This is a genomic window from Streptomyces sp. HUAS CB01 (assembly GCF_030406905.1).
GTDB classification, from domain to species: Bacteria; Actinomycetota; Actinomycetes; order Streptomycetales; family Streptomycetaceae; genus Streptomyces; species Streptomyces chengbuensis.
Genome location: NZ_CP129137.1, coordinates 6,705,552 through 6,732,159 on the forward strand (window position 1 = coordinate 6,705,552; position 26,608 = coordinate 6,732,159).

Sequence of the window (26,608 nt, forward strand, 5' to 3'; positions counted from 1 at the left end):
GACTACAGCCATGACGTCACTCACCGAACGCGCTCAGGCAGCCGCCGCCTTCATCCGGACCACCACCGCACTCAGCCCCTACGGGCCCTACCGCGGCGAGGATCACGCCCGCACCGCCGTACGCCTCGCCGCCATCCTCGGCATCGGACTCGACCACATCACCACCGCACCCGATTCCCTCCGCCGTCGCACCCACCCTGGCGAACCGGTCATCGCCACCGCCACCTGCCCCGACACGGCCGAGAGCCACACCTTCCTCGCCCGAAACCCGCACTACGACGACGAGCCCTTCGAACTCCTCGGCACCTGCCCTGAATGCGCCGGCCAAGTCCCCCTCGCCGAAGTCCGCCATCTCGCTGACTTCGGCGCCCATCTCGCCCAGGCACCCCTCAGCCGCGCGACCCTCGAGAAACCCGACGCACTCCCCGACACCTTCGCCACTGACCCCGCCCACACCCGAGCCTGCCGCTTCGGCGACCACTAACCCCCATCCGGACGCAACCCACCACCACCGCCACGAGCGTTGACCACTCCAGGACACACACCACCAGGCACTCGCCCCCGACGAACGGAGAAGGCTCGCATGCTCCACAACAGTCGGCCCAGCCCGGTGTCTGGACCCACAGACAGCACTGCACCTACCGCTACGGGCCCCAGCAACGAGCCATCCCCGCACGCCGACTCGACAGGGGCAGAACCCCACGCCCCACACGCCGACAGCGAACGAAGCACCCCAGCAGCCCGCTATGGGACCGTCAGCGACGCCTCCAACCACGCCCAGCGCCCTTGGACACCTGAAGAGACACCCCTCCGCGGCGCACCGCAGCAACGCACCGATTTCGCGCCAGGCCGAGGCAGATGCCCGTGCGCGTGCAATCGGGGAAGCTTCTGCGGAGGCTGCGGCCACGCCGGATGTGGCGGACGCTGAAGAGCCTGGATACTCGCCTGAGCCGTTCGGACCGCTGGAGAAGTACAGATTGCGTCTCCATGTCGCTGGCTGATCGTTGATCCTGCTTGGTCGCGTGGGGCCGGGCAACGGAGGTTCAGCCCGGACCCCCGACGGTGATCGCCTTCGAGCCCTCGCCCTACGGTGCCGGGGTGAAACTGGCGATGGTCTCCTTGCAGCCGGCCGCGATCTCAAGCAGCTGGGCGCGCTCGGCTTCGTCGACTGCAAGGCCCCATCGGAGCTTCGTCGCGGTCCACTCCGCACCGTAACGGCACCAGGCCTGTGGAGACGTCGGGAGCCATTCCGCCGGGTCCTGGTCGGCCTTTGATCGGTTCGACTTTGCGGTGACGGCCACGAGCGAGGTGCCCTGGCCGAGATCGTTGGCGTAGGCCTCCCGCCTTGCGGCAGTCCAGCTTGACGCGCCGGAGTCCCAGGCCTCGGCCAGCGGGACCACGTGGTCGATATCGAGTGAGCCGGCCGGAGTCACCAGCCGGTCGTCGTAGTACGAAAGCCACGTCCCGCCGGTCAGGGTGCACCCAGGCCCGATGGCCGCAAGCTCCACAGCTTCGGCGATCAGTACCTCCTGACGGGTGTTGCAGCCATCGGACGGATTCGCTCCCGCGTTCCAGTGCTTGAAGCTGGTCCGCTTGTACCCCGTACGATCCTCGGTCGCGAGCTGCAGCGCCGAGACTCCGACCTGGAGCTGAAAGAGTACGGGTGCCCTTTCTGGGCCCTCGGCGTGCGCAGTTGTCGACAGGGTGGCCAGGGCAAGCCCAGCCGTCAGCGCGACGGCAGCCCGCATGATCATGGTTTTCATAACCCATGTTGTAGCGGATCACTCGAGCCGTCCGAGGTGAGAGCTCCTGGCTTCACTCCGACGGCAACCACATTCACCGGAGAAGACGTCTCCAGGAGCGCCTCACGTGCACGGCCGACACGGAGCTCCGGTTCGAGCCGAAGTCCTCAAGGACATGCCAACATTCGATCCGGTCTGGCGCGCCGAAGTACCAGCCGCCCAGGCCGGAAGTCTTCCCACCAGCCTCGCGCTACCCCCGGCTGCCCAGTCGGGGGACGGTCTACGCGGCGTCGGAGCCGGCCAGGTCACCCGTTGCCGAGGTGCGGGCATGTGGGGAGTGCGAAGCCGCCGTCCTCTGGGCGGCCGCTGATGTCCGCGTGAATCGTGACCCGTACGCCTTCGCCTGGTACAGGGCGAGGTGGTGACGGGCTGGCGAGCCACAGGCCGCAGATTCCTTCAGTCGCCAGCTCGGCTGCCACCAAGGTGTCCGCGGTGATGTCGATCCGAACCAAGCTTTGAGTCTCGATTTCGCTCACAGCAACTCAACGTGCGGATCACCTTTGGGGTATCGCACCGCGATGCATTGAGCCTGTTCGTGGGCGCCGCGGCGCACCGTGTTCGAGTCATGCGGCGGTGCCCGGCCGCGCATGGGCGGTCCGGGCACCGGTTTCAAGGGGAGGCCGGCGGCGGTCGTACGCCCCTGAGCGTGGAGCCCGGGACAGTCGACGTGCGCCATGAGGTGGGGCGGTCCCTGCTTCTGGCTGGGGCCGCCCCGGGCATGGTTGGAAGCTATTCGGCCTGTCGCGGTGGTGTCGCTCGGTACGTGCGGGGCCGTTCGGTGACCTGTTCGGCGACGCCTTGCTTGGCGAGGGTGACGAGGGCGTTGGCGATGGCGCCGGATGAGCGGTCGATCACCCGGCTGATCCGGGTTGCGGTGAAGGCCTCTCCGGGATGGGCGTTGAGGTGGTCGGTCACGAGTTGGCGGAGGCCGCCTGGGGCGAGGCGCTTGGTCCCGCCTGCGGTGGCGGTCATGGGCGCGGGCCTGGGAGGGCTCGCGGATTCGGTGCGCTGGGCGGGCAGGGGCACTGCGAGGGCTGCGGTTTCGGCTGCCTGGTCGGGCGCGGGGCTGTCGCAGTTCTTCCTGGGTTCGTCCGCGGGCGCTTCTTCCGACTCCGGTGCATACTCCGCCTGCTCTGGGGTGTCGGCGGCCGTACCGCTGACGGTCTCTGAGTCTGGCGTGGGCTGGGCTACTTCCTCCTTGGTGGGAGGCTCTTCGGGCTCGGGGGCGGTGGGTTGGGTGTGGGGGGCGCGCCAGAGGTCGGGGCGGCGGTTGGGGCCGTTCTTGGCGCCGCGGTCGCGGAAGGCGAGGCCGCGCTTCTCGAGTGCGGTGAGGGCTTTGAACGTGCTGGAGCGTGCGGTTCCGGCGGCGTGGGCGATGTCGTCGATGGTGGCCGGTTCGGTGAAGGTGACCAGTTGGGTGTAGACGGTGAGGATGTAGGGGGCCAGTCCTGTCAGTTGGTCGGTGGCTTTGGTGTCGGACATGGTGGGGCCTCGTCTCCTGGTGGTGGAAGAAGGGGTGAGGTCCCCGGCCGGGGTGCGGCCCGTTATGGGCTGCTGGTGTCGCCGGGCGCGTGCGCATCGCGGGTGTCCCGGGCGGATGTGGCCGTCGGAGCGGGGTGATCGCGGCGGTGCGTGATCGGCTCTGTGGGTCGGCCACGACCATGGACGCTCGGGCGCGGGTATGAAGTCAAGCGCCGCTCAGCCGATCGGTGTGGTGCGGTGTCAGAGCGGCCGGTCGGTCGGTGGCCGGTGGGTGCCGATCGGCCGGCGGTCGGCGAGCCGCTCGTGGATCCGGGCCGCTCGGCGCGGGCCGATCCTCAGCTCCTGACGCAGCCGCCAGACAGTGACCGGCGTTCCTGTCGCAGCGCGGGTCCGATCGTCCAGTTCGATCGCGCGCGTCCACACGTCGCGGTCGACGTCTGCCGGGTCGCGATCGGGCGGGTCAGTGACGCGTGCATCGGCGTCCGGGCCGCTGCTGTCGGCGGTCGGTGCGGTGTCCCCGTCGGTGAGCGGGCGGGTGGCCTCTTGAGCGGTGGCGGTGTCGTGTTCCGTCCGATGGTCGGTGTCGATCCGGTCCAGGAGGTCGGTGACGGTGCGCCGGTAGGCGGCGATCGTCTCGGTGAGTGCGATCAGGAGGAGGGCGGGGGCGAGGTGGAGGAGGACCGCTGCGGGGTCGGCTCGGCGGGGCCAGCCGATCTGGCCGTCGGGCCAGAGGCTTTCCCAGGAGTTCATGAGGGCTGCGGTGCACCCGGCTCCCCAGCGCAGCGTGGTGGACCAGGCGGGTGGGCTGACGCCCCATGAGGCCAGGCGGGCGTCGACGTAGAGGACGCCGGCGAGGGCGGTGCCGATCATCGGGTCGAGGAGGATGGCGATGGGGAGCGGGACGTCGCGGCTGGTGGCGAAGCGGGTGACGTTGACGGTGGTGAAGATCAGGGCGAGGATCCCGACCGTGCACAGCACGCGGGTCATGGTCTTGAGCAGGCTGATGGCTTCGCGGGCGGCGATCTGTTTCACCGGTGTCCGCTGCTCCTGGCCGCCGGCCTGGTGGCTCCTTGGTAGGTGGGGGAGTTGGTGCCGGCCGGTGATTCCCGCACGGTGGTGCCGGGACGGGGTGCTTCGATGATGCGGCCGTTGCCGATGTAGAGGGCGACGTGGGTGATGTGGTGGGGGCTGTCGCCGTAGAAGAGGAGGTCGCCGGGTTGGGGGCGGCTGCCGCGGGGCAGGCGGGGGCCTGCGTTGAACTGGTCCTGTGCGACGCGGGGGATGGGGATGCCGGCTGATCGGTAGGCGGCCTGGGTGAGGCCGGAGCAGTCGTAGCCGCCTTCTGCGGGGCCGTCGCCTCCCCAGACGTAGGGGGTGCCGATCTGGGCGCGGGCGAAGGCGATCGCTGTGCGGGCGGCGCCGGTCGGTGAGGCGGAGACGGATCGGTCGGCTGCGGCGTACTGGTCGGCGATCTTGAGGACCTGGTTCACGTAGGCGGTGGAGTGGTTGTAGTGCCAGATCGCCCGTCGGAGGTTACGGCCGTCGCGGGCGCCGTTGGCGCACAGGAGGCGGGCGGCGGCGTGGACCGCGTCGACGGGGTCCCAGGGGGTGGGCGGGTTCTTCCCGCCGGGTGGGACGGGGTGGGCGTAGGCCTTGAACGTGGACGGCAGGAACTGCATGGGGCCGACGGCACCGGCGGAGGAGATCATCGTGGGGTGGCGGCCGTGATTCGTCTCGACCTTGCCGATGGCGGCGAGGACGGTCCAGGCAAGGCCAGGACACTCGCGCGCCCCCCGTTGGTAGAGGGCGAGCATGCGGGGTGGGATGTCGGAGCGCGCGTAGCCGCTGGCGACCAGGGTGTTGGCCTGCGACGCGGGGGAGTGGGTCAGGGCTCCGGCGACGGCGGCGGCCGCGAGCAGGGGGAGGGCGAGGACGGTGCAGCCGATGCCGCCGATCGTCTTGGCCAGCAGGGCCGTCATTCCGCCTCCCCGCCGGTGGGCGGGAGCGGGGGGACGGGGAGGGTGAGGGGTGTGTCGGCGTCGGTGGGTTCCAGGCCTCCGGCCGAAGTGAGGTGGGGCCAGAGGGCTGCGAGACCGGCGAGGGTGGTGCGCCGGGTGTCGTTGGTGAGCGGGCACCACCACGGGCCCCACGGGGAGGTGGTGGTGAAGTCCGCGGAGGAGGTGGCGATGGTGAGGCCGAGGCCGCGGGCGGGGGCCGCGAGGTGGCGGCGCAGGGCCTGGGCGCGGGATTCGGTGCGGGTGTGGATGAGCAGCGCGGGCCGGGTGCTGGTGGCGGTGACGAAGGCGGCGTAGCCGGGGAGCTTCGCCTCGACACGGCCCAGGGTTTGGCTGCCGGTGTCGTATTCGAGGAAGAACGGCAGGCAGTGCGTGCCGTCGCGCCAGTGGGCGTAGGCGTCGGGGCGGACGATGTCTCCCCAGCGGCGTGCGCAGGACCGTTCCGAGAGCCACAGTCCCAGCCGGGTGTCGGGGTGGGTGCGGGAGTGGGCGGCGAGGCGGACGAGGAGTTCGTTGACGCCGAGGTCGTGGCCGAGGGAGGGGGAGTAGGCGATGCGGCCGGTGTGGGTGGGCCGCCAGCCCACGTCTGCCGGTTCGCAGCCGGCCCAGGCGGCGAGGAGGGCTGCTCCGGCCGGGCCGAGGGTGTAGTGCTCGGGTGCCGACCCGGACTGCACGAGCGGGCGGAAGGAGTCCAGGACGCCGTACTGGTGGAGGGCGCGCAGTCGTCGCTGGGCGGAGCGGAGGGTGGTGAAGGCGAGGTGGCGGATGTGGTGGCTGGTCAGGACGCGGTGCTCGTGGAGCATGCGCGCCAGCCACTGGTCCCGGGCGGTGAGGTGGCGGGCCAGCGCGGCCACCTCCACGGGCCGGGTGTGGTGGCGGCGCCGGGTGGTGGCGGCGCGTGCGGTGTAGCGGGAGCCGGGCCCTGAGGCGGGGCGGGGCAGTGCGGGCATGGGAGTTCACCCCCGATGAGGTGTCGGAACTGAAGAGATAAGGAAGACCGGCGCCGTCGAGCAACGGCCGGGGTCAGGGCCGGGTGGCGGGGCGGGGGCCGGTGCGGGCGGCGGCTGCGGTGCGCAGGTCGGTGGCGCGGCCGGGGACGGCAGGTGGCAGTGGCTGGGTGGTGAGGGTGAACGCGGCGGCTGCGGCGCCGCCGGTGAGGAGGTGGGCGGCGGCCTGGTAGGGGCCGAGGTGGGCGAGGTCGTGGGCGGCGAGGGTGGGCAGGGTGTGCCGTTCCAGGGCGCCGGCGTCCTCGGGAGAGGCGTTGAAGAAGATCTTGTTGCGGGCGTTCGCGGAGATCCCTTCGCGCAGGTCGCGGGGGAGTTGGGCGAGGTGCTGGTGGGCGAGCAGCATCGACAGGCGGTAGCCGCGGGCCTCGGCGAGCATGTCCTCCAGCGGGTAGGGGAGGGTGAGGAAGTTGTGGGCTTCGTCGATGCTGAGGGTGGCGTCGATGCGGGTGTGTTCGGGGGTGCGGGCGCGGGCGGCGGCGGCCTGCCAGGTGCCGGCGACGAGGAAGGAGCCGAGCAGCCGGGCGGTTTCCTCACCGAGGGCGCCTTTGGGGAGGCGGGCGAGGAGGATGCCGCCGTCGAGGACCTGGCCGAGGTCGAAGGTGGAGGGGCCGGCGGAGATCGCCCGGCGGGCGAAGTCCCGCAGGAGGAAGGCGCGCAGTTTGTTCATCACCGGCCCGACCACGGCCGCGCGCGAGGGTTCGGACATCGATTCGTACCAGGCCCAGAATCCTCGCAGCACGGGGTCCTTGAGGGCGGGGACGATCCGCAGCCGGTAGGCGCTCTCGCCGAGGAGGCGGGGGACGTCGGCGAGGGTGACGAGTTGGCGGGTGCGTTCGCGGTGCTTGAGGAGGGTGAGGCACGCGGCGCGCATCACGTCGTCGGTGCGCGGTCCCCAGAACGCGGTGAAGATGCGCCGGAAGATCCCGGTGATGTTGTCGACGACGACGTCGATGTCGTGGCCGTCGAGGACGTTCAGGCAGGGCGGGGTGTGCGGGTCGTCGGGGTCGATGAGGACCAGGCGGTCGGCGCTCGTGTCCGGGATCCGGTCCAGCAGGTCGGTGACGAGGTCGCCCTTGGGATCGATGACGATGACACCGCGATGGTTGCGGATGTCGTCGAGGGCGAGGTTGGCGATCAGCGTGGACTTGCCCGACCCGGTTGCGCCCATGACATGGAGGTGATGGCGCGCGTCGTGGACCGCGAGGCCGACTCCGCGTCGGGCGCCGGTGTCGGAGCGGCCGAGTGGTTTCACCCCGTTGCCGGCTGCCGGTTGCGGGACCGAGGGCGGGGGCAGGACGGAACGGGCCCCGGCGCGCTGCACCCCCGGTGCACCGGGGTCGATCGGCAGGTGGGCGAGCGCGGCCAGTTCCGGAACGGACAGCAGCGCCGCCCGGCGGGGGAGGAACTGCCGGTCGGTGAGGAAGGGTTCGGGCCTTGGGAGTCGGGTGCGGGCGAGGTAGTTGCGGTCCGCGTACAGGCCGAAGGCGGAGGCCAGCGCGTGCGCCCGGCCGCGCACCACATCCCGGGCCCCGCCTTCCGTTGCGGGACAGGCGACGGCGTAGGTGATCGTGCACTGCCACTGGGCGCCTGACTGTTTCGCCGCCATCTGCCGCACCGCCACCCCGTGCTCGGGGTCCTGCCGCCCCGTCGCGGCTGCCGGTTGGGCGCGGTGCAGCAGCAGCGCGGTGAGGGCGGGCAGACGGGAAGGCGTCTGCCCGGCCTTGAGGCGGCGTGCCTGCCGGCGCGCACGCCGCAGGGCCCTGCCGGTCGCGGGACGGGCCAGGATCTGCACGCACGCCGACTCCGTCTCGGCCATGCCGGTCGCGGCCTGCAGCAGCGCCCGCAGCGGGTCGGTCGCGTGGTCGGTGCGCAACGGCAGCACGTCCGGCCTCGCCGGGCGCAGACGCCCGGCACTGACCGTGTGCCCGGCGGGGAGCAGCGGCGCGGGGGCGGTGACGCGGGTGTGGGCACCGGGCCACGCACCCTCCACGGCGCGCCGCACGAGCCCGAGGGGCACCGATCCGGGAACCCACAGGCGGATACGCAGCCCGGTGTGCGACCAGGAGTACTCGAACGCGAGATGCGGCTGGCCGGTGGTGATCCGGCGCCACCACGGCCGCAGCAGCCCGGCCAGCTGCGCCCACAGGACTTCACCGCCGCGGGGAGCCACCACCGGCGGGGCGAGGATCTCCACCATCTGCGCGCCGGCCTGCAGCTGCGCCTGCCGCCACCGCACGAGCCGGCGCCGTCCCGCCCCCGCCCCGGCGGCGCCCAGGATGAGCACCGGCGTGAGGACGGGCGCGGAGGCAAGAACCCAGTGGGCGGCCTGGGCGAGGGCGGGCCCGAACCGGTGCGGGTGGGTGAGGAAGTCGACCAGCGGCCCTCCCGGCGGCCCCACCTCGACCAGGGCGCGCAGGCGGGTCACCGCTGCCACTCCCCGTCGCCGTCGAGGAGCCCGTAGGCGTCTTCGACGGGGAGGTCGTCGAAGCCGGCCGGGTCGTCTGTCAGCGTGGTTTGGGCGGCGAGTTCGCCGGGGTCGGTGGTGATGACCTCGTGCTCGCCGGGCGCGGCGACGCTGATCAGGGCCACCTTGTGGCGGCGGTCTCCGGTGAGCAGCAGGGCCTCGCCGCGGGTGGCGGAAACCAGGAACTCACGCTCGCCGTGGCTGAGATGGAAGGTGTCGCTGATGGTGTCGATGGCCTGGGGTGCCTGCCGCAGCAGGATCTGGGTGGTCGCGTTGGAGACGATCGCCCGCCCGAGCGGGGAGGCGAGGACGTCGTCGGCGTCCTGGGTGATCACCGCCAGTCCGGCCCAGTACTTGCGGGCGGCCTTGGCCATGCGGAACAGGAAGCGGGCCCCGGCACCGTCGCACATCAGCCGCCAGGCCTCGTCCACGACGACCAGATACCGGCCCGGCTCGGGGCGCGAGGTGACCTGCCGCCAGATCGCGTCCAGGGCCAGCAGCATGGCCGGCGCCTTGACCTCCTCGGGGAGCCGGCGCAGCGCGAACACCGTCAGGTGACGGTTGGTGTCGACGGTGGAATGCCCGTTGAACAGGCCGGCGTGGGAGCCTGTCGTGTAGGTGACCAGCCGCGCCGCCAGATCCCTGCCCGTCTCGCCGCCGTCCTCCAGGACGGCGGCGAGGTCGTCGAGGGTGGGGGGCGTGCGCTGCCAGGTGCGCGGGTCCGCGGTGATCCCGGACCGCGCGTAGGTGGCGAGGATCGCCTGGTCGAGGACGGCCTTCTCCGACGTGCTCGGATCACAGCCGAGGAGCACGGTGAGGAACGTGTGCAGGAACAGCACCCTCCGGGTCAGCACGTCCCCACCGCCCCTCGTGCCTGGGGCGGGGAGGTCGAAGGGGTTGATGCGGATCCCCTCGGCTCCCAGGGCAAGGACGCTGCCCCCGACGGTCTCGGCGAGCCGGACGTATTCGTCTTCAGGGTCGATGACCGCTGCGGTCACCCCGGTGAACAGCAGGCGCAGCAGCTCCAGTTTGGCCAGGTAGGACTTGCCGGCACCGGAACGGGCCAGGGTGATCGAGTTGTAGTTGTCCTGCCCGTAGCGGTCCCACAGCACCGGCGCACCCGAGGAGGCGTTCAACCCGTACAGCACCCCCGACGCCGTGCCGGTGTGGGAGGGCAGGTCGGGGCTGGTGAAGGGGAAGCAGGCGGCGAGCGCGGCGGTGTCGAAGGTGCGGCGGATCTTGAGGGTGTCGATGCCGAGGGGGAGGGTGGCGAGCCAGCCGGGCAGGGCCCGGTAGGTGGTCGGGGAGAGCGTCATCAGCAGCGATTCGGCGACCGCGCGGACCGCGGCGGCCTGCTCGGCCAGCGTGGCCTCATCCGGTGCGTGGACGGTCAGGTACAGGGCGACGTGGAAGAGCTTTCCCTCGCCGCGCGCGATGCGGTAGGCGAGGTCGGCGGCGTCGCAGGCCGCCGCCTCCACATCGGGGTCGTCCAAGTGTCCCTTGTCGAAGCCGGCACGGCGGCCGGACTCGAGCCTGGCCCGCTGCTTCTTCAGGCCGGCCGCGGCGACCGCGTTGGGGATCGGTTCGATGTGCGCCGCGATGTCCAGGGGCGCGGGGAAATTCAGCAGGGGTGCGAGCCAGCCGGGGGTGACCTCGGCCGGGTAGCCGGTGACGACGAGGGTCGTGGTGAGGTGACCTGCCACGGCCAGCATCCGCGGATGGACCTCGACCGCCTCCGGGCCGGCCGCCTCCAGCAGACGGGCCACCTCAATGGCCGGCTCCTTCCCTGCGGCGCGTCCCGCAGTGGGAGATGGGGTGGTGGTCATGGGCGGTCACCTTCCGAGGGATCTGGCAGGGCTGGGGTGTCGGGATTGCAGGCCCCGGTGATCAGGGCGGCGGTGTTCGTGGCGTTCAGCGGGGTGACGGTGATCTCCGCTCCGCCGAGGGCGCGGGCGGCCTCGTGCGTGCGCTGCACCGCCCGCCCGGCCCGGCCCGCGGGTTCGCGGGAGACCAGCACGGTCTGCCGTCCGAGGAGGTTGCCGCCGGTGGCGAGGGAGGCCAGGAAGTCGGCATGGGCCCGCGCGGCCTGTTCCAGAGCGGGGTGCGGCAGTCCCGCCGCGTCCTGGTGCAGCTGGTCGGCGAAGGGCGTGAGATCGATGCGGTGACAGCGCACCAGCAGCTGCGCCGGACCGGTGAGGGAGTTGAGCCACCGGGCGAACGCGGCGGTGAGCTGCTGCTGTTCGGCCGCCGACCTGAGTTCGAAGTTCACCGTGGAGCACGTCGCCACGGCCGCCGTCCCCTCCCGGCCGAGATTGAGCACGCCATCGGCGCCCACTCCTGCGTACGGCATGGCCATCGCCGCCGGTGGCGGCCCGGCCGCAGCCGCCCACCGGCCCGGGACGAGCGCGGGCAGAGGCGGGACGCCGTCGGGCGCGTACACCTGCCGTTTGGGCCGGCGGCGGTGAGCGAGGGCGGCCAGAAGGAAGCGGTCCAGGCCGATGCCCTCGCGCCGGCCGAGGACGAGCGCGGACGCCGCGCCGGCGACCGGCACCACCATGGCCAGGTAGACCAGCGGGGCCATCAACGGGCGGGTAGTCCACCAGCCGGCGTAGAGGACGACGGCGACGGCGGCGAGGACAGCGGCCTGCCGGGCGGTGAACGGGCCGATCAGCCGGTCCGGGCGCGAGATGTCCGCCGGAATCCGTGTCGTGCACGGGCCCTCTTCCGCCGACGTGAACTGGTTCATCGTGGATTCCTTCTCTCAGGTTCCAGGGGAAGCCGCAGCTGCATCGGGCGCGGCGGGCGCACGCGGACCCGGCGTGCGGGAATCGGCAGAGCCAACTGCCGGGCCGTACGGCTACCGGGAGGCGGCTGCGACACGGACCGCCGGCCGGGCGGGGCGTCGCCGGCCGAAGACCGGGCCGGGGAAGGCGCGGCCGCGGATGGGGCTCGGGGCGGCACCGGCACAGAAAGCGACAGCTGCGTCGACGTTCCCGGCATTGCTGGACCGCGCCGCCCGGCGTGTGGCGGGGCCGGTTGCGGCGCCCGACCGCTGTGGCCGGTAGGAGCCATCCGGGGAGCCGGCGGCGAGCCTGCCCGTGGCCCTGGCCTGGCAGCTGCGGCCGGTGTCGGTGGCTCGGGGGGGTGAGGGAGGAGACCGAGCCGGCCCAGGACCGCGCGGCCGCCGCCCAGTAGAGGAGCGGCTGCTCCCGTTCTCCGGCCAACCGTCGGCGACGGGCCGGACGCCATCTGGCCCGGATCCGGGCCCCCGCGCTGCGGCGAGCCACCTCCGAGCCACCCCAGGCCCGGCCCCGAGCCACCCGGCCCGCGCGGCCCCCGGCCCAGGCCGCCCCCACCGCGGGACCCACCGGCCCGGCCACCGGGACGCGGCGGGACAAGTCCGGGGAAGAAGCGGCCCACCAGCCGGTACATCGCCAGGTGCTTGAGGACCCGCAGCCCGCCGGCAGGCTGCTGGATCGGACTGCCGCGCAGCACGACCTGAAGCGTCCAGCCGGGAATCTTGAACAGCACCCAGAACAAGGCCACTCCTGCCAGCATCGTGCCCAGCTGGTCGGACCGCGGAATGCCCAGGGTGGTCGCGCCCGGCGCGAAGAAGAGCTTCAGCGCGAGGACGAACGTCACCGACTGGGCCACCTGAATCACCAGGCAGCCGCCCAGCGCGCGCCACCACAACCGGGCGATCGGATCGGTCAGCGGGTGCGCATGACACGCCAGCATCAGGGGCGCGCACACAGCGAGCAGAGCCATCACCGCGACCCGCACCAGGAACCCGATCAGCACCGCGAGAACCAGAGCGATCATCACCAGGGCCAGGAGCAGCAGATACAACTGCACCCCGGGTGCGCCGAACAACGCGAACGGCAGCACGCGTTCGACCATGCCCTGCCCGGCATCGGCCATGTCCGTCTCCATGACTGCGTGGGCCAGGGCATTGGAGAGGCCGATCGCCTTGCCCATCACGGTCAGGGAGGACGCGGCCGCGGCGAACCCGAGCAGCAGGCGCGGGGCGATCTCCTTGACGGTGTAGCGGGTCTGGACGGTCTCGTAGCCCATGACGGTGATGCCGCCCGCCGTGACGAACAGGACGTAGATGCCGGCAGTGATCCCCAGCAGCGACTTCCACAACGTCCTGATGTCGGCATGCCGGGTCACATCCGGGGTCGCGAGGAGGGTGTCGGCGAGGAACTCGCGGACCGGCTTCATGATCTGCTCGACCAGCGTGCCGAGGAACGAGGTGATCGCGTTCACGATCATCCCGCTGGCGTCGAAGAATCCGAGACCGCCGCTGCCGTCGTCGCAGTCGCTGGGATCCCCGTCCGCCTCGCACGCCGACGGCATCTCACCACTCGACGGCTCCTGCCGGGGTCGTTCACGCCGCGGCTCCGACTGCCCTGGAGAAGGCCGCGGCCCGGGGGACGGCGCAGGCTCCGGCCGCTGCGGACTGCCAGCCTCCGGCCGGCTGGGGGCGGGCGGAGGTGGCCCGGGGGCGGGCTGCGGCCGCGGAGGATCCGGAGCCGCAGGGGCCGCGGGCACCGGGGCCAGCGCGCCGGCCTGCTCGGCGAACGCACCGAGGAATAACCCGCCCAAGAGCAGCACCGGCACAACCCGCAGCACACGCGCGGCGTTCCGCTTCACTGCCCGCGCCCGGTACCGACGATGCCCTGCAGGATGGTCACGATCACCGGCGCCAGCAGCGCCAGGCCGTAGCCGATCGCCGCGGCCCGAAACGACCGCTTGGCGGATTCGACCTCGCCCGGATCACCCCCTGCCATGAGGTACCGGACCCCACCGAGGGTGAAGAAGAGGGTGGCGAGACCGGAAAGGATGCCGATGATCCAGTTCCGCAGATTGCTGATCACCGTCGGGATGTCGGCGACCGCCCACCCCCGCCCCTCGTCGGCGAACAGCACCGCTGTGGCGAAGAACGCGACGAAGCCAACACGGCACAGCCAGCGGCCGCACAGCCGGACGACCCGGACCGAACACCTGCGAAGCCTCGCGAGCACGGTGACACACCTCCAGGATGGGGAGGACGAAGAAGCGGGGGAGTCCGGCGGTGCGGGGCGAGCAGACCCCCGGGGCCCGGCGCCCACCTCCTTCAGAGGGCTGACGGACTTCGATCTCGGGTGTCAGCACGAGAAAGTCGTACTCACCCCACACCGCTCGGCAGACCCGGCCCCGGGCGCACGGTAGGCGCAGACCGTGACACCAGGGGCCGGGAAGGCGGCCGAGACGCGAGTGCGTTCCAACCGCCGTCACCGTCCATGGAGAACCCTTCCCGCCGCCGTTGACACGACAGCGGGCGGGCTCCCACGAATGGCCCTGCCTACTGCTCCTGCAGACGCCGACGCAGATACCCCGCCAGATGCTCCTCCGCGGCGCTGCGGTGCCGGTACAGCTGCCGCCAGCTCACCCCCCGCTCGGCTGCCAGCACCTTCATGTGCTCGCCGTTGAGACGCGTGCGGGCAATGAGCCGTGCCTCATCCACACTGATCGCACCGGCCCGCAGCGCCTGCGCCAGCACCGTGAATTCATCGACCGACTCGCCCTCCTCGCAGGCGAACATCGCTCCCGCAGCGCCGGCCAGCTCGACCTCCAGTGCCCTGTCCCGCAGGCAGCTCTGCTGCGCGGCATACACCAGACGGTGCACAGCCCGGTCAGCGGCACGGAACAACTCCCGATCCTGCTGTTCCCCGTCGAGATCGACGGTGCACAGCGCCGCGGCGACACCGGCAAGGGCCTCCTGCTCGACCTCGGTGCGATCCAGGTGAGCGGGCCGGGCCAGCCTGGCGAGCATCCGCCGCAGGACCGGGACGGACATGGCCACCGCGACCACGTCCCAAGGCGCGCCCAGTGTCCGGGCTCGCCGGATCACCTCGCGCCAGGTCCGCTCGCGCAGTTCCGGCCGAGTGGAGGGGTGAGCCAGGTGGGTGCGGATCCGGTCCACCGGCCAGGCGTCCCGGTCCGGCTCATCGCACACGAGCCGGGCCGGCATCGTGAGCGGATCCACCCCCCGGTCCACCGGCCAGGCGTCCCGGTCCGGCTCATCGCACACGAGCCGGGCCGGCATCGTGAGCGGATCCACCCCCTGGGCAAGCGAGAGGAACGCCTGCTCCAGCTCCATGAGCGGCGAGCGGACGGCGCTGGGCCGGCGGGCGGCGGCGGGACGGTGAACCTCGTGGCGGTGCTGCATGGCGGCACTCCCGTGACGTAGCGGACAACTTCCGCCGCCACACCTCCCAGCCCCGCGAACCAACACCGGCCCACCGGCAAACCATCCCCGTGACACGCCCGGTCAAATGGACCGGCCTGTGCGAGAACCACACCTCGAACCACGCCAGCTGCCTGCCGTGTCACAACGGATGCGGCACCGGAATCGAACATGAAATGACTCCAGGGCCCGGTCCAGCTGCATGACGGAATTGAGACGAGTGGACCGGGCCTGGCTCACCCCTGGCCCGGCGCGGGCTCGCCGCCACAGCCAGCCGTGCACCACCGGTCACCGGCGCCAACGCGCCAGGGGCGCGGCAACCCAGGGCCAGTGAACTCTCTATGAGCCCATGTCAGCACGAGCAGCAGAGCCCTGGGACCCGGCGCCGCACCCGCCATGACCCACCAGGCACCCCTTGGCAACACCCCCGGCCACAACAGTCCGCTCCCCACCACCGTCTGGCTCCCGGACGCCGACGAGCCCAACACCGCCCCGATCCCGGGATGCGTCCTGCCGGCCTGGGCCCTCGACAAAGTCCGCACCGACTTCGTCGGGCACCCCGGGCACCAGCCCGTGCCCCTGCTGAAGATCGCAATCCGCGACATGGGCCCGGGCGCCACCGCCCGCATCCCCACCACCGCCTTCACCACTCACACGGCACAGGGCGACGCCCCCCAGCGCATGCGGATCCTCCTCGCGGAAATCCACCCCGACGCCTACCCCGTTCCCGGAGAACCCCTGTCGTCATCCGCCCCCGACGTGCCCGGTATTGCGGAGGACGGCTGGCCGGGCTTCTTTTACCACGCCCACCGACTCCTCCCCGACAACGGCCACCTGCTGCTCGCCACCCGCCAGCGCAGGGACTCCGGACGACTCACCGACCCGCTAGGAGCCCTCATCGCCGCTGCCCGCACCGCAGGCTTCCGCTACCTCCAGCACATCGTGGTCGCCTACGCCCGCCCGGACGGCGACGGACTCGTCCCCGTGCCGCCCGCGGATGCCTCACCCGGCGTCGCCCATTGCGACGTGATCGCCCTCTCCGTCATCCGCCACAAGTAGCCAACCAGAGGAGAAGCGCCCGTGACCCACTCAGCATCGGTGTGGAACACCGCCCCCACATCCGCCCCCAAGCAACGCAAGAGAAACTACGTCCCCGGCTCGGCCGCCCACCCGGCCAAGATGCTCCCCCAGATCGCCGCCCACGCAATCTCCACCTACACCCGCCCCGGCGACCTCGTGCTGGACCCGATGTGCGGCATCGGCACCACCCTCGTCGAGGCGATCCGCCTCGGCCGCCCGGCCCTCGGTACGGAGTACGAACCCCGCTGGGCCGCACTCGCCAGTGCCAATGCCCGCCACGTCATGAACGCGACCGGAACCGGACGAGGTGAAGTCGTCTGCGGCGACGCACGGCGCCTGACCACCCTCATCGACAAACAGCACCACGGCAAGGTCGCCCTCGTCGTCACCTCACCCCCCTACGGCAACTCCGTTCACGGACAGGTCCGCTCCACCAAGGAAACCGGCAACCCCGGCGTGCTGAAGAAGGACCACCGCTACAGCCACGACCCGTCCAACCTCGCCCATGTCTCCACCGACCAGTTGCTGGAAGCCTTCACCGAGATCCTCACCCAGTGCCGAAGGGTGCTGCGACCCGGCGGCACCATTGTTGTCACCACCCGCCCATGGCGCGAGCACGGTGAACTCATCGACCTCCCCTCGGCCGTTCTGGGCGCCGGCAAGGCGGCCGGACTGCAACCGACTGAACGCTGCGTCGCACTCCTGGCCGGCATCCGCAACGGCAGGGTGATCAACCGCCCATCCTTCTTCCAGATGAAGAACGTGCGCGACGCTCGCCGCGTCGGCATCCCTCAGTGCGTCATCCAGCACGAAGACGTCCTCGTCTTCGCGCGACCCCAATCGCGCACAGGACCCGCGCACAGGTAGCAACGCAGCACAGAGACCCTGACCGAGAAACAGACACGGCAGAGCGCGCAACGCCTACTCCCGCTCTAGAGAGGGCCGGGCAGCGAGGTACACCCTCAGCAGAAGCGAGCGCAGAGAAGGGCCGGGGCGCAAACGCGCCCCGGCCCCGGTCGGATCACCTCGCGCGGCGGTCCCGCTGCCGTACGGTCCTCAGCCCGGTCAGCGCGTCGCCGACGCGTTGTTGGGGGATGCCGGTTACGCGGGGGATCGCGGTGTCGTTGTGGTTGCCGGTCAGATAGTCATCGGGCCGGAGCAATTCGTCGTCATGGTCGCGGTGGGCATGCATGATCGCTGTCCCTTCAAGGGGCGTGATGGGGGAGGGGAGCGACCGGGGTGGGGTGCCGTTCCCCATCCCCGATCAAGAACAACGATACAGCGACTCGTGACAATGGGTTGGTGGCGCGCCGTGGTCCGGAGCGCTCAATACCCTTCTCTGTCACGCGAAATGTGGGGACGATGTCCCCGTCGTACGCCAGCGTCGACGGAATTGAGCCGGGTCGGCCCGCATCTGTCGCCTCACGGCGCAACGTCGCATCCCCGCTTTTGGGTGGAGTGCGCCCGCTGCGGCTCCCGTTGGCAGTCGTCCCCACCGCTTCTGCAGTCGGGAACGCGGTGATCCCGTTCATGGCCGGCATGCTCGAGCGGTCTGGTCGCGTGCTGCAGCGTTTCCCTGTATCTACGTGTGTGAGGCGTTCCTGATGCCTCAAGTCGAGCCTGTTGTGTCGCTGGGCCGAAGTTCCGCGGTCGGAATTGCCCATGGCTGCCTGCTCTTGGCCTGAGTGACGGTCAGGTATCTGCAGCCTCCAGCCGCGCCTGCGCCGAGAGGCGTGAAGTAGCCGACTGTTCGCGAATGATTAGAACGTGACAGCTCATTGGCTCGAAAAGATCAGTTGAGTGGCAAGAAGTGATCATTGCGGAGTTTTGTGCATGCCGGGTAGGGTTCCGATGACCAGCTTGACCGGGTACGTGCCGGAGGGGACCGGCGAGGTGTTGACCGCACTTCGCTCCGGGCCGTGCGCGCACCGGAGCACGTTCGTAAGACCGGGGGGAACTGTGAGCTATCAGTCCGTGCGTGGCTACTTCGCGACAGTCGCATCCATCGTTGAGTCGCCGTGCGGGCGCCGATGCTGCGCCGCCGAATTGCACCTCCGCACGAACTGAAGTCCCAACCCTGGCCCAGAGGTCTCTGCCCGTAAGCCTCCTGTGGAATACGGTGCGGCACGCCTCTGCTTGGCGGCGCAGGGTTCATCTCCCCGGTCGGCTGTGGATGTGCGCGATCGACGCCCGAGTGAGCTTCTGCCATGAGGGGACTCCCTGAGAGCCAGGAGCCGCAGGCCTGCCTGCCGGCCCGCCTCGGGAGCTGTCCAATCACGGTTGACCCCCGTCACCTTCTTCAACTGTCCATGCCCGCTTGCTCTTCGAATGCGGGCGCGTTGTGTCGTCGATTCGCGACGGCGGAGAGGTTTTGGCATCAGCATGAATACCAAGTACTTGGCTTCCTCGCGGAAGCGTCGGATCGTCACACGCGGGCTGGTGACCGCTACCGCACTTGCAGCGGTCAGCGGCGCGGTCGTGCCCAGTACCGCCGTGGCCGACGATCCTGCCGGTGCGGCGGAAGTGACGGCTCGGGCGGCGGGAATCGGTACCACCGACACGCAGCGGGTCGAGGCCGCGGCCGTGGTCGGGCTGGATCCGACGGCGGACGTCCTCCTGTTCAGTGACTACGACTTCATCCACGCGCTCTGGCAGAAGGCCAGAGACGCGGGTGAGAGACTCGACGCGGTTCGGACAGCGGCAGAGCAGGCCATGGCCAGCACAGCAGCCGAAGACCACGTGCGTTTCATCGTCACGGGCATCCACGAGGCGCACAGGCTCGATCAGCAGCGCGAGCGGGACAAGGCCGAGGAAGAGCGTGTCACCCGGCTCGCCAGGACACAGGTGTTGCTGGCCATCGGTATCCCCAGCAGCCCTGAACTTCGGGGCCTGACGGACGACAACTTCATCCGTACGGTCGCCAGGCATTCCGCGGCCGGCCCCGAGGTGCGGGCCGCGGCGCTCAAGGCATTGGCCGGCGAGGCGGCGGACTGGCGAGAGTTCATCATCAACGGTGCCCGGGAGGCCCACAAGCGGGACGTGGCCAGGGAGCTGGCGGAACTGGAGGAGCAGAACCGCAAGGAGGCCGAGCGCCGCAAGGAACTCGCAGCCCGCCACAGCACGGCCGCCCTCTTCCGCATCACGCCCTCCGAGGCGATGCTCGCGCTGACCGACGACAACTTCCTCCGCGAGCTTCTGCGCCTGGCCCCCGGAGACCTCAAGGGGACCGAGCTGCTCACGGCCGCTCAGCGCGCGGTCCTGAGCTCGAACGCCGCGGACTGGAAAGCGTTCATCTACACCGGAGCCGACGCCGCGTTCAAGCGTGACGACGAAAACCGCCGCAAGAAGCTCGCCGAGGCCAACCGCAAGCTCGCCCTGCAGATCCAGGCTGCGGCAGAGAACAGCGGCGTGAACCCCAATCTGGCCGCTGCCGCAAATAAGGTACTGGCCGGGACCGATGACACCGCCGTTGCAGAATTCCTCAAGGAAGACACGCAGTACCGGCTCAAGCGCCAGTCCCTGAGGGTACGGGACACCACTGAGTACGCGCGCCAGACCGACGCAGACCGCGGGCGGGTGACTCTGAGCAGCTCGATCAACAGCAGCAGCGTGCTGGCCGACCGTGAGGACGCCACCTGGGTCATCGTGCCGTCCCTCGCGAACGAGCCCGGCTGCTACTCCTTCGAGTCCGTGCGCAAGCCCGGCTACTACCTCAGGAGCGGCAAGGTCGAGCAGAACGCGCTTCGGGTGGAGATCGCTGCCGACGACCGGAGCAGTGTCTTCCGCAAGAGCGCCACGTGGTGTGTCCGCCCCGCCCCAAGGCCGGTGCAGGGTGGTGTGGGTTTCACACAGGCGGCTGGGTCGGGCGTGAACTGGCTCTCGCCCACGACGAAGGACGTCTACGCCCGCTCCACCTTCGCCTTCCCCCTGCCTGGGAGCGCCGACGGAGAGGCTCGGAGCATCCGTCTTGCAGCCTGGCGCATCCTGCCGCCGCTGGCGCGTTGATTTGTCCGAATGAACGAGGGCTCATACACCGTCGTGAAGGGGAACAGAATGATGGGAGGCTTTGCGAGGCGTGGCATGAAACATCGGAGGTGGGTCACGTCTGGGATGGCAATCGGCGCGCTGGCCTTCAGCGGCGCGCTCGCCGACGCGGCGCCTGCCCAGGCACAGACCGCGACAGTTGCCGATCCGGCCGGGCCCCCGTCCCAGGTGGTGACCGCTGCTGCCGATGAGGCGCGGGAACATGTGCTGCGCCTGGCGAAGTCGGGGTTGCCTGCGGAGATCCGTACGTCGGCGTGGAACGCATTGCGCAGCACGCGCGGTGATGCGGCAATTGCGGAATGGTTGGCCCCCGGGGGCGGATACGACTCGGCGAAGCAGCGCTTGCGTGATGCCCGGTTGCGCAACCGGGCGTTCTGCGAACGGGTGGTCAGCACGCATCCGGTCGGGTTCTCGCCGGAAGTTCGCACTGCCGCGGAACGGGCGATGAAGGGCACTGATGCCGATCGGGCCGCGTTCGTGAAGTCCGGTTACGCGGAGGCGCAGCAGCGTGACCGCACCGTACGGGACAACAATGCGCAGCATCGTCTGGAGGTCGCCGAGCGGGACCGTGCCTTCGTTCGGAGGCTTGCGGAGAGCGAACCGGGCGAGCAGGTGAGGGTCGCCGCGCAGTGGGCGCTGCGCGCCGGATCCACGGATGCGGACATCGCGGAATTCTTCGGCTACGGCTGGGCGACGGGTGCCGCGTTGGACGTGGAGGCATACCGTCTACGGGTGGTGGACGCGGAAGTGCGACGTCACCACGTCCTGTCACTGTTGATCGCACAAGCGGTGTCCGCCGAGGACGCATTGAGGACGGCAGCGGACGCGGCGAAGGCACGGGCCGAGGCCGAGCGGGCCTGGAAGGCCGTGGCCGACCACGCGGACAGTGCACACAAAGCGTGGCTCGCCGAGCAGGAGACAGCCCGCGTGCAAGCGGAGAACTGGCAGAACATCGCCCGGCAATCCAAAGAGAGCGCCGACAGCATCTGGAAGCACATCACCCTCCCGGCCGAGGCCCGTCACGCCGACTGGGCCGAGGAACACTCTGAGGCCGCCATAACGGCCGCCTTCTGGAAGGACATGGCCGACCGGGCCACGGACAGCGAGAAGCGCGTAAAGGGCTGACCCGAGGGCCCGGCGCACTTCACCGAGCCCAGCGCTGCCGAACCGCAGCCACGGCCCGACCTGGCCCCCCTGCTCACGCAACCAGGGCAGGGGGCCTTCTCATGTCGCTTCCTCTACTCATCGATCTATCAAAGGAGTTCTCGTGAATGGGAGATTCCGGCCGATAGCCGGAACAGTGCGCGGCCGCGTGCCCGGCATAGCGGGCAGACTGCTGTCGATGGTGATGGCTCTGGCCATCCTGGGCGGTGTGGCGCCGGGCGCGGCATCTGCTGCCGTCACCTCGGCGAGGCCGGCGGACACGGCGACCCTGGCCCGGTTGGTGGCCGCGCTGCCGACTGCGCCGCCTGGCCCCGCTCCCGCGCGTTCCGAACTGGACGACATCAGCGATGAGCGCGACCGGCAGTTGGTGGAGGACCTCGCGGAGTTCGCGGAGGAGGAAGAGGTCCGCGAGGCCGCCAGGAAGGCACTGGAGAGCACGGATCCGAACGCGATCCGGGACTTCCTGGAGCGCGGTGAGGCCGAGGCGCGGCAGCGTGCCAAGGAGAAGCGGGACGCGGCCGATGCCGCCGACCGCCGCCGGATCGAGGCGCTGCGCGGTACCGGCGGGCCCTACTTCAACGCGGAGGTCGAGCGGGTCCTGAAGGGAACCGCCCGCGACCGGGCCGACTTCCTGGCGTTCGGCGCCGACATCGCGAGGCAGCGGGACAAGGCGACGGAGCAGAACGAGAAGGAACGCGCGGCGGAGAACCGCAAGCGGGTCGAGATGCTCGTGGCCGTGGGCGGCCCCGAGGTGAAGAGGGCCGCGCAGGCCGCTCTGGCCACCGGTGACGACAAGGCGATCGCCGAGTTCCTGGACAAGGGCTACCTGGTCGCCGCGCAGAAGGACGCGGACGACCGGGCGGCTCATGAGAAGGCGCAGAAGGAGGCGTTGGAGGCGGCGGAGCGGCTGCGGAAGCTGGCGGAGAACGCCGCCCGTGCCGCCGAGGCCCGTACCAAGCTGATCGCCGCGCACGGAAGCGCGGTGAAGGCGCTCAAGACCGCGTCGAACGCGATGAACGCGGCGGCCGCGCAGTCGCGCGAGGCCGACCGGATGCTCGCGGCCGACCGGGCCGGAAAGCGCGTCTCCGACTACGGGCCGGTCAAGGTGGAGATCGCCCGCCAGGTCGGTATCGCCGAGGACGCGTCCAGGCAGGCGCAGGTCGCGGCTCTGCAGGCCAAGGTGCAGGCGGATGTGCTGGTCGACACCGGGCTGACCCACGGCGTCCAGTGGTCGGAGGTCGCCTCCGGTATCGCGGGTGCGGCGGACGCGGCGGCCAAGGCGGCGGCCACCGCGCAGCACGCGGTGGACGCCTCGGCCGCCGACGCCGCCGGGCTGAACGCCAAGAACCAGGCCGAACTGCACGAGCAGCAGGCCAAGAAGTGGCGGGCGAACGCCGAGGAGCACGCGAAGGCCGCGGCCCGGCTCGCCGAGGCGGCGGCCAAGCAGGCGAAGATCGCGGCCGATGCGGCGGCCAAGTCCCGCCAGGCCCGGATCGCCGCCGAACAGGCCGAGAAGGAGGCGTGGGAGCACGCCCGCAAGACGCGGGACGCGCGGATCGAGGCACAGCGCCAGGCCAGGATCGCCGCCGAACAGCGGGCCATCGCCGAACGCGAGCGTGACCTCGCGGCGGCCGCCCGGGCGCGTGCGGAGCGGGAACGGGACATCGCCGCGGCGGCACGAGCACGTGCCGAAGCCGAGGCCCGTACCGCCTCGGCCAGGCGGGCCGACGCGCAGGCCGCCGCGGCCGTGGCCGCCGAGAAGCGGGCCACCGCGCAGACCCAGGAGGGCATCGCCGCCAAGGCCGACGAACAGGCCCGGGGCGAGGAGACCAAGGCCCGCACCGCCCGCAACAAGGCGGTCGAGGCCGAACGCGTCCACAACGCCGAAGCGGCCAGGGCCCGGGCGACCGAGGCGATGGCCGCCAAGGCCGCAGGCACCGAGCACGCCGAGACCGCGCGCACGGCGGCCACCGAGGCGCGCTCCGCGGCGAACGCCGCCGGCACGGCGGCCGGTACGGCCCGCGGGGCCGCGGACCAGGCGTCCGCGGCGGCGGTGCGTTCGCGGTCCGCGGCCATCGAGGCTGCCGGAGCGGCCGCGCGGGCACGGGCGGCGGCCGCGGAGGCCACCGCGCACGCGGCACGCGCCAACGCCGCCGCGAACAAGGCCGAAGCGGCCGCCTTCGCGGCGAACGCGGCGGCGAACCGGGCCGAGGCCGAGGCCGCGCTCACCCGCGCCGCCGCGCAGCGTGCCAATGCCCAGGCGGCCGAGGCCACCGCGCAGGAGGCCCGCGCGGGCATCGCGGCCCATGAGGCGTCCCGGCTGGCCGGACTGGCCGCCGTCCACGCCAACCAGTCGCTCCAGGCGGCCAACCGCACCCGTGACGAGGCCGACGGGGCCACCCGTGAGGCGGCGATGGCCCGCCTCCAGTCCACGATCGCGCTCCAGGCCGCCGCGTCGGCCCGTACCACCGCGGCCGGCATCGCCGACCCGGCGAACACCGCCATCGCGCTCACCGCGCCGTTCACCGGCACGGACGTCGACGCCGACTTCGCCGCCGAGGTGGCCAAGGCCGCCCAGGTGATGGGCCAGGCCGAGGTCACCAAGGCCGAGGCCAGGGCGGCCGAGGCGGTCAAGGCCGCCGAGGCCGCCGAAGCCGCCGCCAAGCGGGCCAACGCCCAGGTCGCCCCCGCCTTCAAGGCGGCGGCAGCGGCGGCGCGTTCCTCCGCCGACGCGGCCCGCTCCTCGGCGGCGGCGATGAAGTCCGCCGCCCAGGCGGCCGAGGACGGCGCCAAGGCCCGGGCCGCCGCGGCACGGGCCAACGAGGCCGACGCCCAGGCCCAGGCCGACGCCAAGCTCGCCCGCCAGGCCGCCAACCAGGCGTTCGCCGACGCGGCAGCAGCACGCAATGCCGCCACCCAGGCGGAGGCCGAGGCCGCCCGCGCCCGGGGCGCCGCCGCCGACGCCGAGAACCACGCGGCCGCCGCCAACGGCGCCGCGAACCTGGCCGAGCAGGAAGCGAGCGTCGCCCAGGGCGCCGCCGCCCAGGCGGAGAAGGACGCCACCGACGCGAACAAGTTCGCCGAGTCCGCCGAGAAGCACGCCACCTCCGCCGAGACGGCCGCCAAGAACGCCGGCACCTACGCCAAGGAGGCCGACGAGGCCGCCAAGAAGGCGGAGGAATACCAGCGAGAGCTGGAGCGCAAGGAGCGCGAGGAGGCCGCCAGGCCCGGAAAGGAGGTTTCCAGCGGTGACCTGACGGAGGCGGAGCGCAAGGCCCTCGAAGCCGCAGGCATCAGCGTGGCGGAGTTCGAGGCGGCCAAGGCACTCGCCCAGAAGAACCTCCTCGACTACCTCAAGGAGAACGGCGCCGAACTCCTCGTCGAACTCGCCGCCGAGGAGATCAAGGAATGCTGGGACGACCCCGACATCCCGACCTGCCTCTGGGCGATCGTCAACAACCTGCCCTGGACGAAGGCAGCCTCCCTCGTCACCAAGCTCCCGAAGCTCGGCAAAGCCATCTTGGGCATCAAGGACTTCCTCGACAAGGCAGCTGAGGCCAAAAGGACTGTCAAGAAGGCCGAAGAGGTAATCGAAAAGGTCCAGAAAAAAATTCCGGACTGCTTGGGTAAATCCAAGAAGAAGCCGACGCCGAAAAGCAGCAAGGCGCGTTCCGCAGCCGCGAAAGCCGACGACGATGACGAGTGCCTCACAGCGGAAACGGTAATCTACCGCTCGCCTGCCACAGGAAAGCGCGAAAGCGAGAAGAATGGCCTCAACCCGGCCAATCATGGCGGCGACTACCCTACCGCCTACTACGCCAACTTGCCTGAAGGTGCCGCGCAGTACGCAGGGAACGGCCACGATCTCGGATTTCACCGTTATGTAATGAAGCCGGGCTTCCGAAAGGCCTTCGGAGACCTGGAGTACCCGCTGGAAAACAAGAATAAATTCCCTGGCCTGACCGAATGGCGTATCCCGGCGAACCGAGCTGCCGAGTTCAACTCGTATATCGACCACAGCAAGACCGAATGGTGGGACGCTGCGCTAGGGTCGTACTACCCGCCTGCCGGATGAGACGTCCAGGACTGTCTTGAGGCTGCCGCGGGCGGCGTGCGACCGGTCCCTGTACAGCGTGTTAGAAAGGCGCAAGTTGGGCTGAACCCTTCTTGAAGGGGCGAGGCGAGCCCAGGCAGTAAGGCCTGGGCTCGCCTCGCCCCGCCGAGCGGGCGAAGCATTACGCGCAGATCGCAACGCGCGACGCAGCTTCTCTCGCACGCACCGAAACTGTGCAAGGCCACCGAGCGTTGAGAGGGCAAGCACACTCACTGCCTATCGAAAGGATGACAGCGTGATCAAACCTTCGGAGAACCCAGACCTTTGGAACTTTCTTGATTCGCTGCAATACGGTGATCTGCTTTCTGGGCAAGTTGTGGCGATCGAAAGATTCGGCGTTTTCGTAGATTTGGACGACGGTCCCGGCCATCCAGTTCTCCCTGGCGTAGGGTTCATTACCCTCCCGGAGCTGTCCTGGCAGTCATTCGAAGACCCGTCGGAGATCGTTCAAATCGGACAGTCCGTGTCGTGTATGTTCCTTCAATTTGATACCTGGAATGGGGAGGCCCGTCTCTCACTGCGAGAGACACTGCCGGACCCGTTCCAGGCGGTCGCCGACAGTATTCAAGTGGGTCAGGAGTTGACGACGCGCGTAACGAAACTCCTACCGTTCGGCGTTATCGTGGAAATCTCCGATGGGGTAGAAGCTGTGATTCATGAGAAGGAACTCATGGGAGAACCCGCCACCACCGCAAAGGAAGATGGGATCAAGGTTGGCGACGACATCGCCGCAGTGGTGCTTGGGCTCGACCGAGAGCGCCGGACGGTGACTCTCTCGCAGCGACAGGCTCGGACCAACCTCGGTTGACGGCTCCCTGTTCGTTGACGTGGGACTCGTGAATCAGTCTGCCGCCCAGGCGAGAGCTCGATCTCCGGCAAGCACAAGTGCCACCGCATGAACGTCCAGGTCAGTGCCGATCCGTTCGCTCGGCTGCTCTGGGCTTCACCCGCCCGCCAGGCGCCGTGCACGACGGCCGTCCGAACCCACGGAACCATCGAAGCGCTCACCAGAGCCGACGTCCGGACCTGGGTCGACAAGGGATACCAGGGGGCCTGGGGCACGGAGTGAGTCCCCTACCGGGGCCGCTGGAGCACGCTCCCGTCCGGGAAGCGCGCAATGAACTCCTCACACGCCGGGATCGGGTCTGTAAAGATATCGGCCCTGTCTCACATTCGGTGGTGACGGAGCGTCGTGAGGACTCGT

The 26,608-nt window shown here is 70.6% G+C and carries 19 protein-coding genes and 1 pseudogene; 8 read left to right on the plus strand and 12 right to left on the minus strand.

Going from position 1 to position 26,608, the window contains the following annotated elements:
* The first annotated feature begins 10 nt into the window (after positions 1 to 10).
* Complete coding sequence (locus tag QRN89_RS29440) at positions 11 to 484, plus strand: hypothetical protein (protein ID WP_290352451.1); 474 nt, start codon at positions 11 to 13, stop codon at positions 482 to 484.
* Positions 485 to 1,085: 601 nt separating this feature from the next.
* Here the strand turns inward: QRN89_RS29440 and QRN89_RS29445 are convergent.
* The 11 genes from QRN89_RS29445 to QRN89_RS29495 all read right to left on the minus strand — a co-directional run bounded on the left by QRN89_RS29445 (position 1,086) and on the right by QRN89_RS29495 (position 14,915).
* A complete protein-coding gene (locus QRN89_RS29445) occupies positions 1,086 to 1,763 on the minus strand; it encodes an HNH endonuclease family protein (protein WP_290352452.1) in 678 nt (225 codons plus the stop codon).
* 768 nt (positions 1,764 to 2,531) lie between these two features.
* Positions 2,532 to 3,284: a helix-turn-helix domain-containing protein gene (locus QRN89_RS29450; protein WP_290352453.1), complete on the minus strand. Its 753-nt coding sequence runs from the start codon at positions 3,282 to 3,284 to the stop codon at positions 2,532 to 2,534.
* A gap of 240 nt (positions 3,285 to 3,524) precedes the next feature.
* On the minus strand, positions 3,525 to 4,316 hold the full coding sequence (locus tag QRN89_RS29455) for an extensin (RefSeq protein WP_290352454.1): 792 nt from the start codon (positions 4,314 to 4,316) through the stop codon (positions 3,525 to 3,527).
* Positions 4,313 to 5,263, minus strand: a complete 951-nt coding sequence (locus tag QRN89_RS29460; RefSeq protein ID WP_290352455.1) for a C40 family peptidase — start codon at positions 5,261 to 5,263, stop codon at positions 4,313 to 4,315. The genes QRN89_RS29455 and QRN89_RS29460 overlap by 4 nt, the downstream gene beginning before the upstream one ends.
* Positions 5,260 to 6,249, minus strand: coding sequence for a replication-relaxation family protein (locus QRN89_RS29465; RefSeq protein ID WP_290352456.1), 990 nt, complete (start codon positions 6,247 to 6,249; stop codon positions 5,260 to 5,262). The genes QRN89_RS29460 and QRN89_RS29465 overlap by 4 nt, the downstream gene beginning before the upstream one ends.
* 73 nt (positions 6,250 to 6,322) lie before the next feature.
* Positions 6,323 to 8,731, minus strand: coding sequence for a type IV secretory system conjugative DNA transfer family protein (locus tag QRN89_RS29470; protein ID WP_435833277.1), 2,409 nt, complete (start codon positions 8,729 to 8,731; stop codon positions 6,323 to 6,325).
* Positions 8,728 to 10,596 (minus strand): VirB4 family type IV secretion system protein, encoded by a 1,869-nt coding sequence (locus QRN89_RS29475; protein ID WP_290352458.1) that lies wholly within the window; start codon positions 10,594 to 10,596, stop codon positions 8,728 to 8,730. Before QRN89_RS29475 ends, QRN89_RS29470 begins: the two co-directional genes overlap by 4 nt.
* Positions 10,593 to 11,516: a PrgI family protein gene (locus QRN89_RS29480; RefSeq protein WP_290352459.1), complete on the minus strand. Its 924-nt coding sequence runs from the start codon at positions 11,514 to 11,516 to the stop codon at positions 10,593 to 10,595. The genes QRN89_RS29475 and QRN89_RS29480 overlap by 4 nt, the downstream gene beginning before the upstream one ends.
* Complete coding sequence (locus tag QRN89_RS29485; protein ID WP_290352460.1) at positions 11,513 to 13,129, minus strand: TrbL/VirB6 family protein; 1,617 nt, start codon at positions 13,127 to 13,129, stop codon at positions 11,513 to 11,515. Before QRN89_RS29485 ends, QRN89_RS29480 begins: the two co-directional genes overlap by 4 nt.
* 293 nt (positions 13,130 to 13,422) lie before the next feature.
* Positions 13,423 to 13,797 carry a pilin gene (locus tag QRN89_RS29490; protein WP_290352461.1) on the minus strand — a complete coding sequence of 125 codons (375 nt, stop codon included), beginning with the start codon at positions 13,795 to 13,797 and terminating at the stop codon, positions 13,423 to 13,425.
* A 320-nt stretch (positions 13,798 to 14,117) separates the two neighbouring features.
* A complete protein-coding gene (locus QRN89_RS29495; RefSeq protein ID WP_290352462.1) occupies positions 14,118 to 14,915 on the minus strand; it encodes a hypothetical protein in 798 nt (265 codons plus the stop codon).
* A gap of 483 nt (positions 14,916 to 15,398) precedes the next feature.
* On the opposite strand from QRN89_RS29495, the gene QRN89_RS29500 reads away from it, so the two are divergent.
* Both QRN89_RS29500 and QRN89_RS29505 read left to right on the plus strand, forming a co-directional pair.
* Entirely contained in the window at positions 15,399 to 16,061 is a 663-nt protein-coding gene (locus QRN89_RS29500; RefSeq protein WP_290352463.1) for a hypothetical protein, read from the plus strand.
* 21 nt (positions 16,062 to 16,082) lie between these two features.
* Positions 16,083 to 16,949, plus strand: coding sequence for a TRM11 family SAM-dependent methyltransferase (locus QRN89_RS29505; protein ID WP_290352464.1), 867 nt, complete (start codon positions 16,083 to 16,085; stop codon positions 16,947 to 16,949).
* Between the two features lie 154 nt (positions 16,950 to 17,103).
* Here the strand turns inward: QRN89_RS29505 and QRN89_RS29510 are convergent, their stop codons facing one another.
* Positions 17,104 to 17,274 carry a hypothetical protein gene (locus tag QRN89_RS29510; RefSeq protein ID WP_290352465.1) on the minus strand — a complete coding sequence of 57 codons (171 nt, stop codon included), beginning with the start codon at positions 17,272 to 17,274 and terminating at the stop codon, positions 17,104 to 17,106.
* A gap of 1,190 nt (positions 17,275 to 18,464) precedes the next feature.
* On the opposite strand from QRN89_RS29510, the gene QRN89_RS29515 reads away from it, so the two are divergent.
* The 5 genes and pseudogenes from QRN89_RS29515 to QRN89_RS29535 form a co-directional block, all read left to right on the plus strand.
* Entirely contained in the window at positions 18,465 to 20,087 is a 1,623-nt protein-coding gene (locus tag QRN89_RS29515; RefSeq protein WP_290352466.1) for an AbfB domain-containing protein, read from the plus strand.
* 105 nt (positions 20,088 to 20,192) lie between these two features.
* Complete coding sequence (locus QRN89_RS29520) at positions 20,193 to 21,251, plus strand: hypothetical protein (protein ID WP_290352467.1); 1,059 nt, start codon at positions 20,193 to 20,195, stop codon at positions 21,249 to 21,251.
* 142 nt (positions 21,252 to 21,393) lie between these two features.
* Complete coding sequence (locus QRN89_RS29525) at positions 21,394 to 25,365, plus strand: ALF repeat-containing protein (RefSeq protein WP_290352468.1); 3,972 nt, start codon at positions 21,394 to 21,396, stop codon at positions 25,363 to 25,365.
* Between the two features lie 274 nt (positions 25,366 to 25,639).
* Positions 25,640 to 26,212 (plus strand): S1 RNA-binding domain-containing protein, encoded by a 573-nt coding sequence (locus QRN89_RS29530; protein ID WP_290352469.1) that lies wholly within the window; start codon positions 25,640 to 25,642, stop codon positions 26,210 to 26,212.
* A gap of 63 nt (positions 26,213 to 26,275) precedes the next feature.
* Positions 26,276 to 26,554 (plus strand): annotated as a pseudogene (locus QRN89_RS29535) (IS5/IS1182 family transposase); the annotation flags it as partial.
* Positions 26,555 to 26,608: the final 54 nt, after the last annotated feature.

Excerpts from the sequence above, each read along its gene's own strand:
- QRN89_RS29440 (WP_290352451.1), top strand. The coding sequence starts at position 11 with ATGACGTCACTCACCGAACGCGCTCAGGCAGCCGCCGCCTTCATCCGG.
- QRN89_RS29445 (WP_290352452.1), bottom strand. The coding sequence starts at position 1,763 with ATGAAAACCATGATCATGCGGGCTGCCGTCGCGCTGACGGCTGGGCTT.
- QRN89_RS29450 (WP_290352453.1), bottom strand. The coding sequence starts at position 3,284 with ATGTCCGACACCAAAGCCACCGACCAACTGACAGGACTGGCCCCCTAC.
- QRN89_RS29460 (WP_290352455.1), bottom strand. The coding sequence starts at position 5,263 with ATGACGGCCCTGCTGGCCAAGACGATCGGCGGCATCGGCTGCACCGTC.
- QRN89_RS29465 (WP_290352456.1), bottom strand. The coding sequence starts at position 6,249 with ATGCCCGCACTGCCCCGCCCCGCCTCAGGGCCCGGCTCCCGCTACACC.
- QRN89_RS29475 (WP_290352458.1), bottom strand. The coding sequence starts at position 10,596 with ATGACCACCACCCCATCTCCCACTGCGGGACGCGCCGCAGGGAAGGAG.
- QRN89_RS29480 (WP_290352459.1), bottom strand. The coding sequence starts at position 11,516 with ATGAACCAGTTCACGTCGGCGGAAGAGGGCCCGTGCACGACACGGATT.
- QRN89_RS29485 (WP_290352460.1), bottom strand. The coding sequence starts at position 13,129 with ATGCCGTCGGCGTGCGAGGCGGACGGGGATCCCAGCGACTGCGACGAC.
- QRN89_RS29495 (WP_290352462.1), bottom strand. The coding sequence starts at position 14,915 with ATGGAGCTGGAGCAGGCGTTCCTCTCGCTTGCCCAGGGGGTGGATCCG.
- QRN89_RS29500 (WP_290352463.1), top strand. The coding sequence starts at position 15,399 with ATGACCCACCAGGCACCCCTTGGCAACACCCCCGGCCACAACAGTCCG.
- QRN89_RS29510 (WP_290352465.1), bottom strand. The coding sequence starts at position 17,274 with ATGCATGCCCACCGCGACCATGACGACGAATTGCTCCGGCCCGATGAC.
- QRN89_RS29515 (WP_290352466.1), top strand. The coding sequence starts at position 18,465 with ATGAATACCAAGTACTTGGCTTCCTCGCGGAAGCGTCGGATCGTCACA.
- QRN89_RS29520 (WP_290352467.1), top strand. The coding sequence starts at position 20,193 with ATGGCAATCGGCGCGCTGGCCTTCAGCGGCGCGCTCGCCGACGCGGCG.